10 protein-coding genes are annotated in these 16,119 nt (G+C 62.8%); 5 read left to right on the top strand and 5 right to left on the bottom strand.

Features of this window, described 5'->3' with window-relative positions; genetic code table 11:
• Nucleotides 1–176 precede the first annotated feature (176 nt).
• Entirely contained in the window at nt 177–365 is a 189-nt protein-coding gene (locus JGU71_RS29235; protein WP_199708670.1) for a hypothetical protein, read from the top strand.
• A gap of 27 nt (nt 366–392) precedes the next feature.
• Here JGU71_RS29235 and JGU71_RS29230 read toward each other — a convergent pair whose 3' ends face one another.
• Entirely contained in the window at nt 393–893 is a 501-nt protein-coding gene (locus tag JGU71_RS29230; RefSeq protein ID WP_199682997.1) for a hypothetical protein, read from the bottom strand.
• Nucleotides 894–1,477: 584 nt separating this feature from the next.
• Here JGU71_RS29230 and mobF point away from each other — a divergent pair.
• Nucleotides 1,478–7,408, top strand: a complete 5,931-nt coding sequence (gene mobF / locus JGU71_RS29225) for a MobF family relaxase (RefSeq protein WP_199708669.1) — start codon at nt 1,478–1,480, stop codon at nt 7,406–7,408.
• Between the two features lie 176 nt (nt 7,409–7,584).
• Here mobF and JGU71_RS29220 read toward each other — a convergent pair whose 3' ends face one another.
• Together JGU71_RS29220 and JGU71_RS29215 are read right to left on the bottom strand one after the other, a co-directional pair.
• On the bottom strand, nt 7,585–8,133 hold the full coding sequence (locus JGU71_RS29220) for an ImmA/IrrE family metallo-endopeptidase (RefSeq protein ID WP_199708668.1): 549 nt from the start codon (nt 8,131–8,133) through the stop codon (nt 7,585–7,587).
• A gap of 28 nt (nt 8,134–8,161) precedes the next feature.
• The gene (locus JGU71_RS29215; protein WP_199708671.1) at nt 8,162–8,491 is read right to left on the bottom strand and encodes a helix-turn-helix domain-containing protein; all 330 of its coding nucleotides are present in this window, start codon (nt 8,489–8,491) and stop codon (nt 8,162–8,164) included.
• Between the two features lie 172 nt (nt 8,492–8,663).
• Between JGU71_RS29215 and JGU71_RS29210 the strand changes: the two genes are divergently transcribed.
• Genes JGU71_RS29210 through JGU71_RS29200 form a run of 3 tightly spaced genes read left to right on the top strand, consistent with a single transcriptional unit; the run spans nt 8,664 to nt 10,556 of the window.
• Nucleotides 8,664–8,948, top strand: a complete 285-nt coding sequence (locus JGU71_RS29210) for a multiubiquitin domain-containing protein (protein WP_199708667.1) — start codon at nt 8,664–8,666, stop codon at nt 8,946–8,948.
• Nucleotides 8,923–10,098, top strand: coding sequence for a ThiF family adenylyltransferase (locus tag JGU71_RS29205; RefSeq protein ID WP_199708666.1), 1,176 nt, complete (start codon nt 8,923–8,925; stop codon nt 10,096–10,098). The genes JGU71_RS29210 and JGU71_RS29205 overlap by 26 nt, the downstream gene beginning before the upstream one ends.
• Nucleotides 10,095–10,556 (top strand): ubiquitination-like system serine protease family protein, encoded by a 462-nt coding sequence (locus JGU71_RS29200; protein ID WP_267908501.1) that lies wholly within the window; start codon nt 10,095–10,097, stop codon nt 10,554–10,556. The genes JGU71_RS29205 and JGU71_RS29200 overlap by 4 nt, the downstream gene beginning before the upstream one ends.
• Before the next feature lie 368 nt (nt 10,557–10,924).
• Here JGU71_RS29200 and JGU71_RS29195 read toward each other — a convergent pair whose 3' ends face one another.
• Complete coding sequence (locus JGU71_RS29195) at nt 10,925–12,538, bottom strand: anti-phage dCTP deaminase (protein ID WP_267908500.1); 1,614 nt, start codon at nt 12,536–12,538, stop codon at nt 10,925–10,927.
• Nucleotides 12,539–12,791: 253 nt separating this feature from the next.
• A partial coding sequence (locus tag JGU71_RS29190) for a helicase-like domain-containing protein (protein ID WP_372433261.1) occupies nt 12,792–16,119 on the bottom strand: 3,328 nt, incomplete at its 5' end.

Here is a 16,119-nt window from a genome sequence, read left to right as displayed (position 1 = left end):
TAGGCAACCATCCGCTCACGTGCAAACAAAGCTGACACGCCGCCGCTCCCACGACGTCAAAGACACTGTGAGAGAGGTGAAGATTAGACGAACTCTTCGAGCAGATGTGTGTCCTCGGCCGGGCACGTCGCGATGCGAAGGCTCGGCTCGACGCCGGAGCCGACAGCACTCACGCAATGAGTACCCTCGCAGAGGAGGATTTCGAGGTCGGTGCACATGCGCAGCGGCTACACGAATCCGGCACGCCGTGGAGCGCAATCCGGACCGAGCTGGTGTGCACCAGCGACACCGCTCGACGACTGGCTAACGCCTACGTAACCCTCGCCGACGAACGAGCCCGCAAAGATCAACTGTCCCTGTTCTAATGCGCCAGCGCCCGGCGCGACGACGTTCTACAGAAGTGGGCTGAGCGGATCGCTGGTCAGGAAGTAGTCGATGCTACGAAGCTGCAGCGTCGCGTACACGCAGAATTGTGGTGCGGCGTAACCCCGCAACCGCAGAGGGCTGGCCTCGCCGTCGAACTGGAATGTCACAGTCCATCGCGTCGGTTCCGGATGGAACGCGGTGACGCGCTCCCAATCGAAGCGAAGAACATCTCCGTCGCGCAGCGTGACGATCAGACCGTCGGTCGTGACCAGCACGTCGACACTCTGCTGCACATTCCAGGCGGGCGGATACCCGTCTTCGATTGCTGTATACCGCGCATACCTTGTCGGCAGGTGCAGGTACACATGTTCGTCACGACGGAGCACGATCGGACCTGGGTCGAGCGTCTCCATAGCGGGACCGTCGCAGCGCAAGGTGCGGTACAGAGCGCGAGCAACTTGCCAGTAGTGCTCGGCGATGGGATCACTTGCCGCCACCGCTTGTCGAGTCTCCTTGTTCACCTCCATGAATTTGGACGATAGCTGCTCGTACTGACACAGGCGACGGCGATCGTAGAAGGGCCGCTGCCGGCTGGGAGGCGGAGCGAGTACACCAGAGCCGACGTGTCGGCAACGCGAGGCGACCGAGCTCGGATCGCTAGTCACACTTGCCCAACTGCTCGGCTGGGTCCGCCGACTTGTATTCGGCAAAGTCTGATCGTCGGGCGAGCTTGTCGTACCTGACTAGCGTGAGTTGCGGCACCAGCGGTGAGGCGCGAATGCTCCCACAGAGTCACCAGCCCGATTCCATCGAATATCAACGTCCTTCCGGTTCACAATTGCGATTTTGGACCATTCGGACCTATTGTTCCAATTGGAATAATAAGAATTTGACGACAGCGGAAAGCGTGCGAACGACACGTGCCAAAAGCTCCAATCAAGCAACCCGTTAGACATACAAGTCCATGTCGATAAACATTCGCCATAACCTCGCTCCGTACCGACCGAACCAGTCGCAATCTGACTCACCGATAAGCATCCACACCAAAATTTCACCTTCACACCTCTTGCATTAAGGATAACGAGAAGATAACGTCCGCTATTCTAAGAATGTGACCGCGACGCTTCACAAACTCACTGCTGGCGATGGATACACGTATTACGTGAAGTCCGTCGCAGCGATGGACAGCACCGAGAAAGGGCGCACTTCGCTGTCCGACTACTACTCCGCGAAGGGAGAGTCGCCCGGGCGGTGGCTCGGCAAAGGACTTGCTGCGTTCGACTCGATCGACAGCGGTGATCCAGTCACAGAAGTACAAATGAAGGCGCTGTACGGCGACGGCCTACATCCTGATGCAGCCAAGATCCGGCGACAGACACTCGCCGACCAAATCGCCAAGGGAGCGGACAAGAAGTCCGCCACACGTGCGGCGGACGCATCGACTCGGATCGGCGCTCGCTATCGGATCTACAACGGCGCCAGCAAATTTCGACAGACTGTTGCGGAGCGCTTCGTTGACTTCAACGTCGCCAACGGCGAGAAAGGCCTCGCGCCGATTCCAGACGAGGACCGCGCACGCATCCGTACCGACGTCGCGACAGAGATGTTCGCCGCCGAATACGATCGCGCCCCTTTGGACGAGCGCGAGTTGTCTGGATGGACTGCTCGCAACTCGCGGAACCGGACGACCGCTGTCTCCGGATTCGACGGCTGCTGCTCGCCCGTCAAGTCAGTATCTGCGCTGTGGGCGATTGCGCCGCGGTCTATTGCGCTAGAAATAGAGAAATGTCACGAGGCTGCGATCGCCGATTACCTGACATTTCTCGAACAAGTCGCCGGCTACACCCGCCTGGGCACCGACGGAGTGCAGCAGGTCGAGACGGACGGACTTATAGCGACAGCATTCACGCACCGCGATTCACGGGCTGGCGACCCCGATTTGCACACCCACGTCGTGATCAGCAACAAGGTCCGTGCCCGGACCGCGGATGGCAGTTGGCGGTGGCTGGCCTTGGATGCGCGAATGCTCTACAAATGGGCCGTCTGCGCATCGGAGCACTACAACACACGACTCGAAGCACATCTTCGAAACCGACTCGGTTTGCACTTCGCCGAACGGGCGTCGAACGAGAATGAAAAGCGTCCAATTCGAGAAATTGTCGGGGTCGACGCGCGCATCGTCGAGCGCTGGTCGGCTCGAAGCGCCGCCATCACTGTTCGCACTGGCGCGCTCGCCAAATGCTTTCAAGCCGAACACGGGCGTGAGCCGACGCCGCACGAAATGATCGCCCTCGCTGAACGCGCCACCTTGGAGACCCGCCAGGCCAAGCATGAGCCGCGGACCGAAGCGGAGCAGCGCGCCACGTGGCGCCAGGAAGCCATCGCGGCTGTCGGTGGCGCACAGGCTCTGTCCGAGATGGTGCATCGAGCGCGCCACCCCAATCGCGGGCCTAGCGCCGATCTTGACGATCGATGGATATCCACCTCGGCAAAGGCGCTCATCTCGCGAGTGGCGACAAGCCGCGCCACGTGGCAGGAAGCTCACGTACGAGCCGAAGCCGAACGGATCGTCCGCGCAGCAAACGCGGACCCCGAACACGGCACACGAATAGTTGACCAGCTGGTGCTCGCAGCACTGAGCTTCCGTCGCTCCATCCCTCGTCGTCTGCCCGATCAGTTCGACGAGCCAGCACCGTTGCGACGTCTCGACGGAACCAGCGTCTACACCACTGCGCGCAGTCAGCTCTACACGTCCGCCGCCGTCATTGCCGCCGAAGAACGCCTCATCGCTGCCGCACACCAGAGCGGCGGTCATCAGATCCCTGACTCCACCGTCGCGGTCGCCTTGCTCGAATTCGCCGCAAACAACGATGGTCGCTCCCTCAACGCCGGCCAGGCCGAACTCGTCCTTCGCATGGCGACCTCCGGTGCACGACTGCAAGTGGCGATCGCCCCCGCAGGCACCGGCAAAACTACCGCCATGAAAGTCCTCGCTCGGGCTTGGCAGAGCGAAGGCGGCACGATCATCGGCCTGGCACCGACCGGCGCCGCCGCCGGAGTACTGCGCGAAGAAATCGACACCACCACCGACACCATCGACAAAATGACCCACGCCCTCGCCGCGATGGAGAACGCCGGACGCACCGGAAAGCCCGTGCAGATCCCGCACTGGATGCGTGAGATCGACGACAAAACGCTCGTCATCATCGACGAAGCCGCCATGGCCGGCACCGAAAACCTCGACGCCGCGGTTCGGTTCATTCTGTGGCGTGGCGGCAGTGTCCGCATGATCGGCGACGACAAACAGAAGTCCTCGATCGCTGCCGGCGGTGTCATCCGCGACATCGCCGAATCGGCCGGGGCGATCACACTCACCCAAGTCATGCGGTTCACCGATCCCGCCGAAGGCAACGCCAGTCTCGCCCTGCGCGAGGGCGATCCGGCTGCGATCGCTTTCTACATCGATAACCAGCGGGTCCACGTCGGTGACCTCGAAACGGCCAAGAACACGCTCTACACAGCCTGGTCGCGGGACCGCGCCGCCGGTCTGGACTCGGTGATGATGGCACCCACCCGTGAACTCGTCGCCGACCTGAACCTGCGTGCCCGCACCGACCGCATCGCCGCCCTGCCCGATAGCCGCGTCGGTGCGGTGGTCGCGCTGGCCGACGGGCTCCCCGCCTCCGTCGGTGACGTCGTGTTGACCCGCAACAACGATCGTCGACTACCCATCTCGCGCACCGACTACGTCCGCAACGGCTACCGCTGGACGATCAACCTCATTTACGGCGACGGGTCCCTCGACGTCACTCATCTGCGTAGCCGCCGCCGGGTTCGTCTGCCCGCGAGCTATGTGCGTGAGTACGTCGAACTCGGTTACGCCTCCACCGCCAGCTCCGCCCAAGGCATCACCGCCGAGACCTCCCACACGTTGGAGGACGGCAGTAGCAGCCGCGAAGATCTCTACGTCCCGCTGACCCGAGGGAAGCGCCGCAACGACGTCTACGTCTCCACCGCCACTGATGGCGACGTTCACAAAGCGCTGCATCCGGAAGTACTCAACCCGCTCACCGCCGTCGACGCTCTGATCGAAATTCTCAGGCGATCCAGTGCACAGGTGTCGGCGACCACCGCACAACGGGAGCTCGACGACCCGCGCGGACGACTCGCCCACGCCGCCGCGGCCTACACCGATGCCGTCGGCTCGGCCGCCGAAGCCGCGATCGGTGCCGACGCCCTGGCGGTCATCGACACCGGCGCCGAAACCACCTGGCCCGCGCTGACCGACTCCGCCGCCTGGCCGACGCTGCGCAAGCACCTGGCGACCCTCGCCGTCGACGGCCGCGACGCCGTCGCCGACCTGCACGCCGCGGTGCATTCGCCCAAGCTCAACCGAATCCACGGCACGCTCGACACAGCGCACGACGTCGCGGCTGTTCTCGACTGGCGACTCGACGAGACCGGTGCCCACTCCGGTGGGACGGGTCCACTGCCGTGGCAGCGCAGCATCCCCGTCGCATTGCAACACTCCGAAACGTGGGGCACCTATCTGACCGCGCGCAGCGACCTGGTCACCTCCCTCGCCGAGGCGGTCCACGCCACCGCCGCACAGTGGTCGCTGGCGGATGCGCCGCTGTGGGCGCGCCCGATCGTGGGCGAGCACCCCGCCCTGCTGCGCGATCTCGCCGTGTGGCGAGCCGCGATGGGTGTCGATGACACCGACCGCCGACCCACTGGACCGAACCGTTACGCCGTCGTCGAATCGCGCTATCAACGTCGCCTCGACGGCCGCGCCACCCGAGCGATCGGCGACCCCAACAGTGCCGCCGCGCTGTGGGCACCGCTGGTCGACAAGCTCGATCCGCGGATCCGGCTCGATCCGTTCTGGCCGGTGCTCGCCGACAAACTCAGCCTCGCCAAGCAGGCCGGACTCGACGTGCACGCCCTCGTCGGCACCTGCGTCGACGAGCGGCCCCTGCCCGACGAACTCGCCGCCGCTGCGCTGTGGTGGCGGATGTCGCGCACCCTGCAACCCGAGGTCGTCGCCGACATCGAATCCGGTGACCTCGCGGCACGACACCCCGACTGGTTGCCGGCGCTGCACACGGTCGTGCCGGAGTATTCCGACCGCATCATCGCCGATCCGGGATTCGCTCGACTCGTCGCTGTCATCGACTCCGCCGACCCCGCCGAGTGGACGCCCACCCAGCTGTTGACCGTCGCGCGCGAATCGATCCTGGCCGCCCAATACGACGACCCGATCCGCGCCGATCAGGTCGCCACCGCCATGACCTGGCGCATCGAAACGCTGCTCACCGCGCCCCGGTTCGGCAACGTGCCGCTGCCCGCCGAGCCGGTCGACGTCGAGTCCGCTCCCCCGGATCCGGCGGATGCGGACTTCGGCGTCGAGCTGCTCGACGGCGAGGCCCTGCCGGAAAGGGTTGTCATCGGCGATGACGTTTACCTCGACTCACTACTCGTCCTCCAACCACCGGCCGATGACCTCGATCCGCTCGACGACGAACTCGAGCTGGACAGCGAACGAGCACTATCGAGCTTGGGCAACGACCTCGGAGTGGACATCACGGAATGGGCACCGTTCCCCGACGTCGAACTCCCCTACCCCGACCTGTCGATCGGCGATCGGATCAGCCAGCTCGGCGCGGATCTTGCCGCCGCCGAACATCATGTGGCGCGACTGTGGTCGGCGTTTCACACCGGAACCAGTGAGCACGTCGCCGCGACCGAACCGATGGTTCTCGAGCTCGCCTACCGCGCCGACGCGCAACGGCCCTACCGGATCGACGCTCTCGACGCACACGAAAGGTGGGTCGAAGCCGACCTCGCCGCGTCCGCCGCCGAAGACGCCGTCGCCACCCTGCGACGCGACGCCACGACCGCACGCGCTGCCGGCGACGACACCACCGCAGCATCGCTGGAACTCGACGTGGACTTGCAAGAAATGGAAGCCCAGTACTACCGTGCGACGGCAGACTCCGCCCGTACCGACGCCGATGCCGCCCAAGAGGCACTCGAAGCGTTCGCCGGCGGCCGCGGTGTTGTCACCCGCGACGACGTAGAACAAACACGCCTGCTCGCGCAAGAACTCGACCTCGACGTCGTGCACCAGGCCCGCTTCGTCGCCGAACGAATCGCGGCACAGTTGGACCGCGCCGAAATGGCCGGTGCCCGTGAACTCGCGGCCGCCGGCACCCTCCGTGCAGCAGATGCCACGTTCCGCGCTCTCGCCGTGCGGCATGAACGGCGCGACTACGCTGCAGCGTTCGCCACTGCCGCCGCGTCGGATCCGTTGCGGATGCTCACCGACACCGAACTCGCCGCCAGCATCGACGGAGTCCGCCGACGCCTGTCCCGCGACGACTATGACCTGATCGGCTGGAAACGTCCCGAGAGTGAGGCGGAAGCCCCCGAGCCCGCCGCCGACAACCTGAACCATCAGGTCGCCGCCATCACCGCGGCTCGCGCCGCTGCCAGCGTGGAGACAACTGCCGAAAATGCGCTTCGCGACGCCTATGCACGAGCTGCCGAACTACGTAATCAAGTAGAACGCCTTCCCTCTATTCGAGTTGGCGCACGCTCCAAACTCACCGCCGAACTCGCGGCTGCAGACCGAGTACGCGAACAACGAGTACGCGAACACCAAGAAGCGCAGAGAGAAACCATCGCGACATCCAACCGAGCTGCCGACGCCGGCGCACACCCCTTGGACTGGAACCGAATCGAGGCACAAGCCCAGAACGTTGACGGCCAGGCGACCGATCGAGCAACCAGGGCCGCAGCAGCCGAGAACGAGCGCGAACAAATGCGGGAGCGGATCACCACCGAACGCCGTGCAGCGACAACGAAATTGGACACACTGCTCGACGAACAAGCTCGACGAGAGGCACAGACGGAGACTGAACGTAGAATTGAAGACCGTCTACGGGAACGCGAAGCCCGAGATCGCGGCCACCGCCCGACGGATGTAGCGCCGCCCGAGCTCGACCCTGCCCATGCGCACGAGATCGACCGCGATCTTTAACAGCCGAAACTCGACGGCCAAGAGTTTCATGTCAGGGTCGGATAGGCGGCATGATCCGTCCGTGATGGTGTTGTGCTTCTACTACGCCATCATTCGCGCTGTGTTTCGAGCACGAAGATCCTCCGGCGGCCAGACGGCCCGAGCGGCGTCGGCGGGTAATAGTGAATCAGCCAGAGCTACCGGGTGATGCCGAACTTCCTTGCGGCCCTGGCTGCGATCACCCTCGCGCCGTACATTCGCATCTGGGCGAATTGCTCACTGACGTCGAAAGCACGGGCGACCCGCGCATTATCCCAGTCGTCGTAAGCAGCGCGTCTGGCGGCGACGTCTGGAATTAGGAGCTCACCCGAAATGAACTTCGCTTGATTCTCTTGGTCTGAGTCGAACTGCCGCTTGTGGTCCTCGCCTAGAACGACGTCCTCGAAAGAGTGCTCAAGCAGATGGTGACCCAGCTCGTGGGCGATGTTGCTGCGCCGACGCACACGTGCGTGAGCCTCGTTCTCAACGATGACTCTTGAGGTGCCGAGAGGAATCAATGCCGCCGACCACGACGAGCTGCCTAGATGGTGAAAATGGTCTACGGCGGCAAGCGGTAGACCGTTGTCACGCAGATCAGCCAAGGTATATACCGAAATGCCGTGCTCGACAGCGAGCGCGTAGGGGTCGAGAGGCTCATGGTCGCTTAACCCGAGTGCGCTGCGCTCCTCCTGGGCGACCTCGCGCATGCTGGATTGTGTCCAACCTTTTCGGCGTCTAGTCCGTGACCTCTTCGCGCTCGGATCTGAATCGGCGGGCTGCTGATGCGATGACGTCTTCAAGGTATGAGACATCCTTCTCGGTCAGGTCACTTCGCGCACGAAGCAAGGGTCCTAGCGATGCCACGAGGTCCGGTTCTCGATCGGATCGATTGACATTTGCGTAGAAATCTTCCGCCGGCATTCGTAGCCACGTGGTCATGGCCGCGAATGCTGTGACGTCGGGCCGAAGGCCCTGAGCCATCCGAGAGATGGTCGAGGCGCTAACGCCGAGTTCCTTTGCGACCTGTCGCCATGACAAGCCCGCCTGCGAACGCGCAGCGTCCATCGCTGCATGTAGCGACTTCACATCGACGGTCGGCCCGCCGGTCAACGTTGCCTCACATTAAGTGCACTGCTCGACATGTCGGTCATGCATGTTAGAGTAGCATTGCTCGACTTTTCGAGCAGTGCGTCAAATTAGAGACATCGCAATGTCCCTGCCAATAGGAGAAGGCATCATGACGGCATCCGAGATCGGAACCACCCTCGGTCACGAGCACCATGACCGCGCGATCACCATCGTGGTGAACACCCGGCCCTGCGAGTGGACGGAAAGGACAATTTCTTATGAGGAAGTCGTAGAACTCGCCTATCCGGGACAGCCGATCGGTGAAGCTGACGAGGTCACAGTCCGGTTCACCCGGGGTCACGCCGAGAAGCGTGAGGGTTCACTCACCCCGGGCCGCAGTGTCAAGGTGAAGGACAAGATGGTCTTCGATGTCTACCGCACCTCTCGCTCGTGACACCGATCTGCGTCGCCTTCTCGATGAGGGGTACGACGTCAGCATCGTAGCCAATCACCTGGTCGTACGCCGGATCCCGTACGTGACGGTCGACAAGACCGTCGCGTACGGATTCCTCGGCTACCCCGTGACCGTCAGTGGTGAGCGGATCGTCTCCGACACCGACCACCGAATCTGGTTCGGCGGCACGGCGCCGTGTACCGAGCACGGGGTCCCGTTGAGCCTGGCAAACCCGGAGGCCCGAGTCGTGTCAGGTGAGCTCGCCGCGAGCTTCATGCTGTCAAGCAAACCCGGTCCCGAGGGATACCCGGACCAGTACGAGAAGGTCACAGCCTATGTCCGGATCCTCAGCCATCCCGCTATGGCGCTCGACGAGACGGTCACCGCCACACCCGGTGCAGCGTGGCAGGAAGTCGAAGACGATTTGCCGTTCCGCTATCGCGACACCGCTTCGTCGCGCGCGGGCCTTACGGCCTTGAATCAGGTGTTTCTCAAGCAGCGGATCGTAATCATCGGTCTTGGCGGCACCGGTGGCTACATCCTCGACCAACTCGCCAAGACGCCCGTCGAGAGCATCTTGCTGATCGACGACGACACCTTCGACAACCACAACGCCTTCCGCGCCCCCGGTGCAGCATCCCTCGACCGGCTGCGCGATCGCCCGACGAAGGTCGAGTACTTCGCCGATCTTTACGGGCGGATGCACACCGGAATCGTCACCGAATGCAGGCGTATCACTGCCGAAAATCTGTCATTACTCGATGATGCGACGTTCGTGTTCATCGCGATGGACGACGCGACGATGAAGCAGACGATCGCGTCCAACCTGGTTCAACGTGGTGTTCCGTTCATCGACGTCGGAATGGGTGTCGAGGAGATAGACGCCAGGTTGTCGGGGCTGCTCCGCATAGTCTTAGCCTCACCGGGCAGCGACAATGCTGGGGCGTTGGCCCGGATTCCGGGCCCTGCAGCTGAGCGCGATGACTACGACCGCAACATCCAAGTCGCGGACCTGAATGCGTTAAACGCGACGCTTGCCGTAGGCCGGTGGAAACGTCACCTCGGCTTCTACGCCGATGGCACCGGTGAGACGTTCGCGACCTACTCGATCTATACCAACGACATCACCAACGAGGGGACCGACCTTTGAAGATTGAGCGCCTGACGCCGCAGTTTGTCGACACCTTCCCGACCGCCCCTGAGAATGGTGTTTTCTACGTGTCTATCGAGTTCGGCACCTGCATGCATTTGTGCGCCTGCGGGTGCGGCCAGGACGTCGTCACCCCGCTATCTCCGGCCCAGTGGTCCATCGCCTACGACGGGGAGAACGTCTCGCTGCGGCCGTCGGTGGGGAACTGGACGCTGCCGTGCCAGTCCCACTACATCCTCGATCGAGGGCGCGTTCACATGGCTCGGCGGTACTCGAGGTCCGAGATCGCCCGCAACCGGTCACGTGATCGCTTCGCGCTCGAAGTCGGATTCGCCGAGTGGACTGACAGCGAGAACGGGTCGTTCGACCTGCCCTCAGCCACGGACGAGAAGGAGAAGACGGAACCACGCGACGCCTTGTGGGATCGATTGCGCCAGTATCTCCGGCGGCATGGATAGGGTTGGTATGTACTGCGCAAAGACCACTCAGAAGTGAGCTTCTGAGTGGTCTGACGGCGGCTCAGTTTATTGCCCCGCAACCGGTTTCGTCCAGATACCGCTTTGGTGCTATTTTGCCGAATCCTTGCTGCCTCGTGTCGCCGACCAACGGTTACTGCGGATGACGCTGGCTCGGGTGACTGGGGTCGACCGAACGATCACCGGTCGTGAACCACCCTGGGAATTCTTGTTTGCACGTGCCTCCGCTCGCGCAAATTCGGCCATCATTCGCGATTCGCTCAACGTGTCCTCCATATCCAGCCAATCCAAAATTATTACCGTTATCTCACCACACGACACCGACGAATCTCCGTATCCGGCACCAGCGGTCAGCTCTGCACAACGTTCTCGCTGTTGAGGTCGCTTCCAGTGGCGGGGAGGAAGCCGAATTCAGCGAGCGCTTTCCGGGTTTCATCGATCACCCCTTGCTCGACGTCGATGATCGAATGGATGGCTTCGGCGTCCGCGACGAGACGCGGCGCGGCCTTAGCTGCGTCGAACGGCGCGTATTCGCCGGTCATGTCCTCTCGCGCACGGTCGGGCATCATGAACACCGACCGATACAGTCGTGGAGCGACACCACGGAACGGTTCGAACGTCACGACGTCCGAGCTGTTCGCGGTCGGCGCACTCCCGTCGACAATCTGATACGGATACATCTCCGGCACCTGAGACTTCGGGTACGGATCGATGTAGACCACCCGACGTATGCCGCTGGCGATGATCAACCGAGCGCACTCGTGGCATGGGTAGGTGGTCGAGTACATAGTCTCACCGCCAATCGCAATCCCTCGCCGCGCCGCGGTGCAAATCGCCGCCATCTCGGCATGGGCAACGCGCCCGAACTCGAGGATGCCGGTCACGCGGCTATCCGTAAGTGGTCCGTCGACGACCGCGCGATGCGCCAACTTGCTCAGTTCCTCCTTCTGAAATTCTTTCGACAGCCAACCCGGCGCCTGCTGCAACTTCGCCAGAATGTCGGTTATCAGAGTTAGTTTCAGCCGTTCGTTGACGTCGAAGCCCGATCGAAAGTCTCGATGATCCGGGTTGTCGTCGGGCCAGTACTGGCCACCGCCAGGTTTGGGGACCTCGTTGACGCCGGTGACCAGTATCTCGCCATCCTGGTCGGCGACGACGGCGCCAACCTGCCGCCCAGCGTCTGATGAACGCAAGCTCGTGGTGGCTGCGTGCGCCATCGCGTGCTCCTCGCGTGTGGGCGTGATGAACGGGTTCCCAAAGAGCAATTCCACGATCCGGGTGATCTGGTTTGCGGCGTCCTGTCCTGGGATTAGTGCGACGAACGCATCAGCAAGTTCGAAGGTTTTCCTCACGCTCTGGCCGAGTGGCTTCGTGGCGTCCTTTTCGTCGCGCTCGATCAGCCGCGCGGAATTTTCGGTGTAGAAGTTCGCCGACTCTCCAGGATGGCGGCTGCGCAGCGAATCTTGGGTAGCTTTCTGTCGCTCTTCTTCTGGAGCCCAGGCTCCGATCAGGATGAACCGGGGACCGTACACAGCTCTCAGAAGTTGCACTTCCTTCGGGTGCTTCAGCTGTCGGACGATCGTCGCGAATCCTTCTCGCTCAGGACGAGAATCACCGCCCGACAACCCCTCGTTTCGTTCACCCGCGATTTCGGTGATGGCGAGCGCAGCGGCCGCTCCACCATGTTTAATCTGATCGCGAAGAAAGTCCCCCTGGTCCATCAGTCGATCCATTTTGGTGAGCGACTTAGGTATCTCGTCGTCTCGTCGTGCAGTGGCTTCCGTAATCGCCGCACTCACCCGAAGTCGACTCGTACGATACCCCACCGCGGTCAGTGCACGCTCAAGCTTCGTCTCGACTTCGTCGAGTCTCGTCCCGATTGCACCGACAAGTCCGATCACAATCTCTGGACGGTCGACATCGACCCCAGAGAGAAGCCGGTCTGTTTCCTTGCCGGACTTCATGAGATCCCCTCCACCACTGACTTCATGGCCGGACTAAATCGAGAAACGACCAGCTACCTCTTCGAACATTCGTACCATCAGAGCGGGTAAGACGCCGACGCGCGCGTCGGTGTGTCTTATATCTCTTTAGGCTTTGCGCTGATGTTCAGCTCCCTACAGCGGACGACCATTCTTCGTATAGAACTCCATCATCCAAGTGAACAACAAGCGTCGAGACAGGTCAGAGATCAGCTAAGCGACCTCCAAGCCGGATTTATTCCGGTCCCGCCTCGCATTGCAGGCCGGTCTTCGGTGAAAGGTCCAAGACGTCAGGCTCCACAGTTAGCGAGCTACTTCGCTGTGTTGCTACGACTCGGCTGAGCCGGGCCAGCGCGATTAGATCCGCAGCCGACTGGTACGGCTGCTCAGTCGTCGATTCGGCGACCGCCTGCAAGTGCAAATCGCGCTGTGCCTCCATTTCGCGGGTGGCCATCATCTCCCGTACTGCGTCGGCGTCTTCGAAGCCGAGGTCTTCGACCAACGCTGGTGTCGGATTGAGCATCAAACTCCACCCGTCTTCGCGACCTTTCGCATCCAGGCGTTGGGTGCGAGCGAGGTTGCGGACCAACGCTTCCGGACTGTTTTCCGCATCCCGAAGCTCGCGCCGAAGCACGTGCAGTTCGGTGCTGAGGTCCTGCAACTGCACCGCATCCGGAAAGTCGCTCAGGGTGGTGTTTTCCAGCAGCGCCAATCGTCGCCGGTCCTCGGTGAGGTTGTACTCGAGTCGGCCGAGTTCCGCGCCGGCGTCGTCGACCATGTTCTCGACGCGGGTCATAATTCCCGACGCCCGGGCCGCCCGACCCTGCTCCGACGTCGCAGCGGTGATCGGGGAATACAGCTCGTTCGGATCGAACGCGCGGTTGGCGATCGGCAACGACTCGAACCGGACGAACAGTTCGCTCGACGTCATCGACCGCACCACCTCGACGGTATGTCCGGCAATCTCGGCGACCGGCAACGATTCGTGTAAACCCTTGCCCTTCAACGCTCCCCACGCCTCACGCAACGACATCTGCAACGCCGCCGACGCCTCGGACCGCTTGGTGAATCGGCGGCCGCCGATCGTCATGTCGAACCCGTCCCGGTCGCGCCACGACCGCAACGCCGGCACAGCAGCCGTGAGCAGCTGCAACCGTCTCTCCGACAACGGAACCCGCACCCGGAGCCGGTCACGGTCGCGTTCGATACTGCGTTGCTCGGCGAAATGGGCGTCGGCCTGGGCTTGCAGATCCTGGACTTGGGAGTCGAGCTCCACCTGCCGCATATACCGTTGATCGCCGGTCGCCAAAGCCTTTGTCAGCGCGGCGTTCTCGGCGACGGAGTCGGCGTCGAGGTTCGGCACCCGACGCATGGACCGGTCGGCGCGGCGGAGTTGTTCTATGTAGTGCGCCTTCTTGTGCACGGTCTGCCACATCACCGTGTCGTAGGTGCGTTCGGCGACGATGTTGAGCACCCGCACGTGTTCGTTCTGGTTGCCTTGGCGGATGATGCGACCTTCGCGTTGCTCCAGATCCGCTGGGCGCCAGGGCACGTCGATGTGTATCAACGCCACCGCGCGATCTTGGACGTTGGTGCCGGTGCCCATCTTCTCGGTCGATCCGAGCAGCACCGAGACGCGTCCGTTGGTGCAGTCGGCGAACAGCTGCGCTTTCTGCGACGGTTTCGGGTAGTCGTGCACGAACCGGATCGAGTGCGGATCCATCCCGCCGGCGACGAGGCGATCCTTGATCTCCTGATACACCGACCACTCCCCCGGCTTCGGGGTGCCGCGATCGCAGAACCCGATCTGCAGCCCACCCGGCGTCGGAGACATCTCGCCGAACTTGTCGCGATACCGATTGTCTTTCGTCGCGTTCCAGATCTCCAACATCTTCTGCGACACGACCGCAGCACGAGTGGTGCCGTCGACACGGAACTCTTTCGCGGTCAGGTGCAGATGCGCCGCCCGCGGATCCAGCGATGCTTTGCGGCCGTGATCGGCAATGACGAGGGTGTTGTCGATGTCGGGCCGGGACGGATCACCGTTGTCGGCGCGCCAGCCGAGGTCGGCGATGAAGTCGAGCACCTCCTGCGGCGGGGTGAACACCGCGACTTCGTTGGTGCCGGTGTTCTTCTCCGGCAACGGAACCGGGACTCGTTCGCGGCCGACGAAGTCGGTGAACACACTGTTGATGGCGACCAGATCGCCCACGTTGGTGTATTCGCCGACACGCGTGACCGGGCGTAGTCGACTGCCGGAACTGTTGAGCTCCACCCGTTCCACGGTTTCGGTGAACGCGGCTCCCCACTCGTCGAGGTCGGAGACTTCGGCGTCGGCGAGCAGATCCGGCCGCAAATAGGTCTGCATGACCCATAGCTCGGCGAGAGAGTTCGCGACCGGTGTGCCGGTGGCGAAGGTAGCGACCCGTTCGACGTATTCGTCGTCACCGACCCCGGCAGCCACCGCCTGGGCGCGGCGTTGATCGCGCAGATGAGTCAGCTTCATCTGCAGATCCAGTGCTTGATCGGAGCCCGCGCAGGCGAGTTCTTGGATGTGGGAGGCGCGGACGAGGTTCTTGAAGTTGTGCGCCTCGTCGATGAACAAGTAGTCACACCCGGAGGATTCGAAATTCAGTCCGGTGTCACGTTTCTCGTCGTCGAGGGCTTCGGTGAGTTTGGCTTCCAGTGTGGCCTTGGCCTTTTCGATCGCTTTGACACTGTCGTCGTGTTCGGCGTCGAAGGCGTTGAGTTTGTCGAGCTGGATCTGGATGAACTCAGCTTTCGTCGACGGCGCGACCCCGACACGGACGAACACCGACATCGGCACGATCACCATGTCCCAGTCCTGCGACGCTGATTGGGCTACGAACAACCGCCGCATATCGGCGTCGGTCGCGGCCGCGCCGGAGAGCACCTTCGCACCGGGATACCAGCGCAACGCCTCACTCGTCACCTGGTCGACGATGTGGTTGGGCACCACGATCCACGGCTTCGCTGCCAGTCCGAGTCGTTTGAGTTCCATCGCACCCATGAACATGGTGCCGCTCTTGCCGGCCCCGACCACATGGTCGAGCAGCACCGACGGCTCGCTGACGATGCGCGCGACCGCATTGCGTTGATAGTCATAGGGTTTGAAGGAGGCTCCCAACCCGGGAAAGATGCGAGCGGATCCGTCGTAGGACGGTGCGACGACGGAGTTGAACAGCTCGTTGTAGCGGTCCAGCAGCCGTTCGGTGCGGTCGGTATCGGTGTGCAGTGCCCACTGCCCGAACTCCTGGGACAGCCGCTGTCCGCGGGCCTGAGCGGCACGCGTGGCCGCATCGTGCAACCCGTCACCGCCCGACGCGTCGCGGTACTGCTTGGACTTGGTGATCTCGATCGGCTTGCTGTTGAGCAGATCGGTCAGCACGTCTCGCCAGCCGTACTCACCTTTACGAACGCCGGCGTCGTAGCAGCCGCGGGCCTGGGCGTCGGCGTGCTCGAAGTTGAACCGCGTCGCCGACGGGTAGGCCTTGGGGACCAGGCCCCATTTCATGTCCTGCTCGGCGCTGGCCGGGTAGTAC

The sequence above is a fragment of the Antrihabitans stalagmiti genome, from assembly GCF_016482825.1.
In the GTDB taxonomy this organism is placed as follows: Bacteria; Actinomycetota; Actinomycetes; order Mycobacteriales; family Mycobacteriaceae; genus Antrihabitans; species Antrihabitans stalagmiti.
Note: the sequence above shows the minus strand (reverse complement) of the source record. Positions and strands in the feature narration are given on the sequence as shown.

Bases quoted from the DNA above. Each gene is read 5' to 3' on its own strand.
- JGU71_RS29235 (WP_199708670.1), top strand. From the start codon at position 177: ATGAGTACCCTCGCAGAGGAGGATTTCGAGGTCGGTGCACATGCGCAG.
- JGU71_RS29230 (WP_199682997.1), bottom strand. From the start codon at position 893: ATGGAGGTGAACAAGGAGACTCGACAAGCGGTGGCGGCAAGTGATCCC.
- JGU71_RS29220 (WP_199708668.1), bottom strand. From the start codon at position 8,133: ATGCGCGAGGTCGCCCAGGAGGAGCGCAGCGCACTCGGGTTAAGCGAC.
- JGU71_RS29215 (WP_199708671.1), bottom strand. From the start codon at position 8,491: ATGGACGCTGCGCGTTCGCAGGCGGGCTTGTCATGGCGACAGGTCGCA.
- JGU71_RS29210 (WP_199708667.1), top strand. From the start codon at position 8,664: ATGACGGCATCCGAGATCGGAACCACCCTCGGTCACGAGCACCATGAC.
- JGU71_RS29205 (WP_199708666.1), top strand. From the start codon at position 8,923: ATGTCTACCGCACCTCTCGCTCGTGACACCGATCTGCGTCGCCTTCTC.
- JGU71_RS29195 (WP_267908500.1), bottom strand. From the start codon at position 12,538: ATGAAGTCCGGCAAGGAAACAGACCGGCTTCTCTCTGGGGTCGATGTC.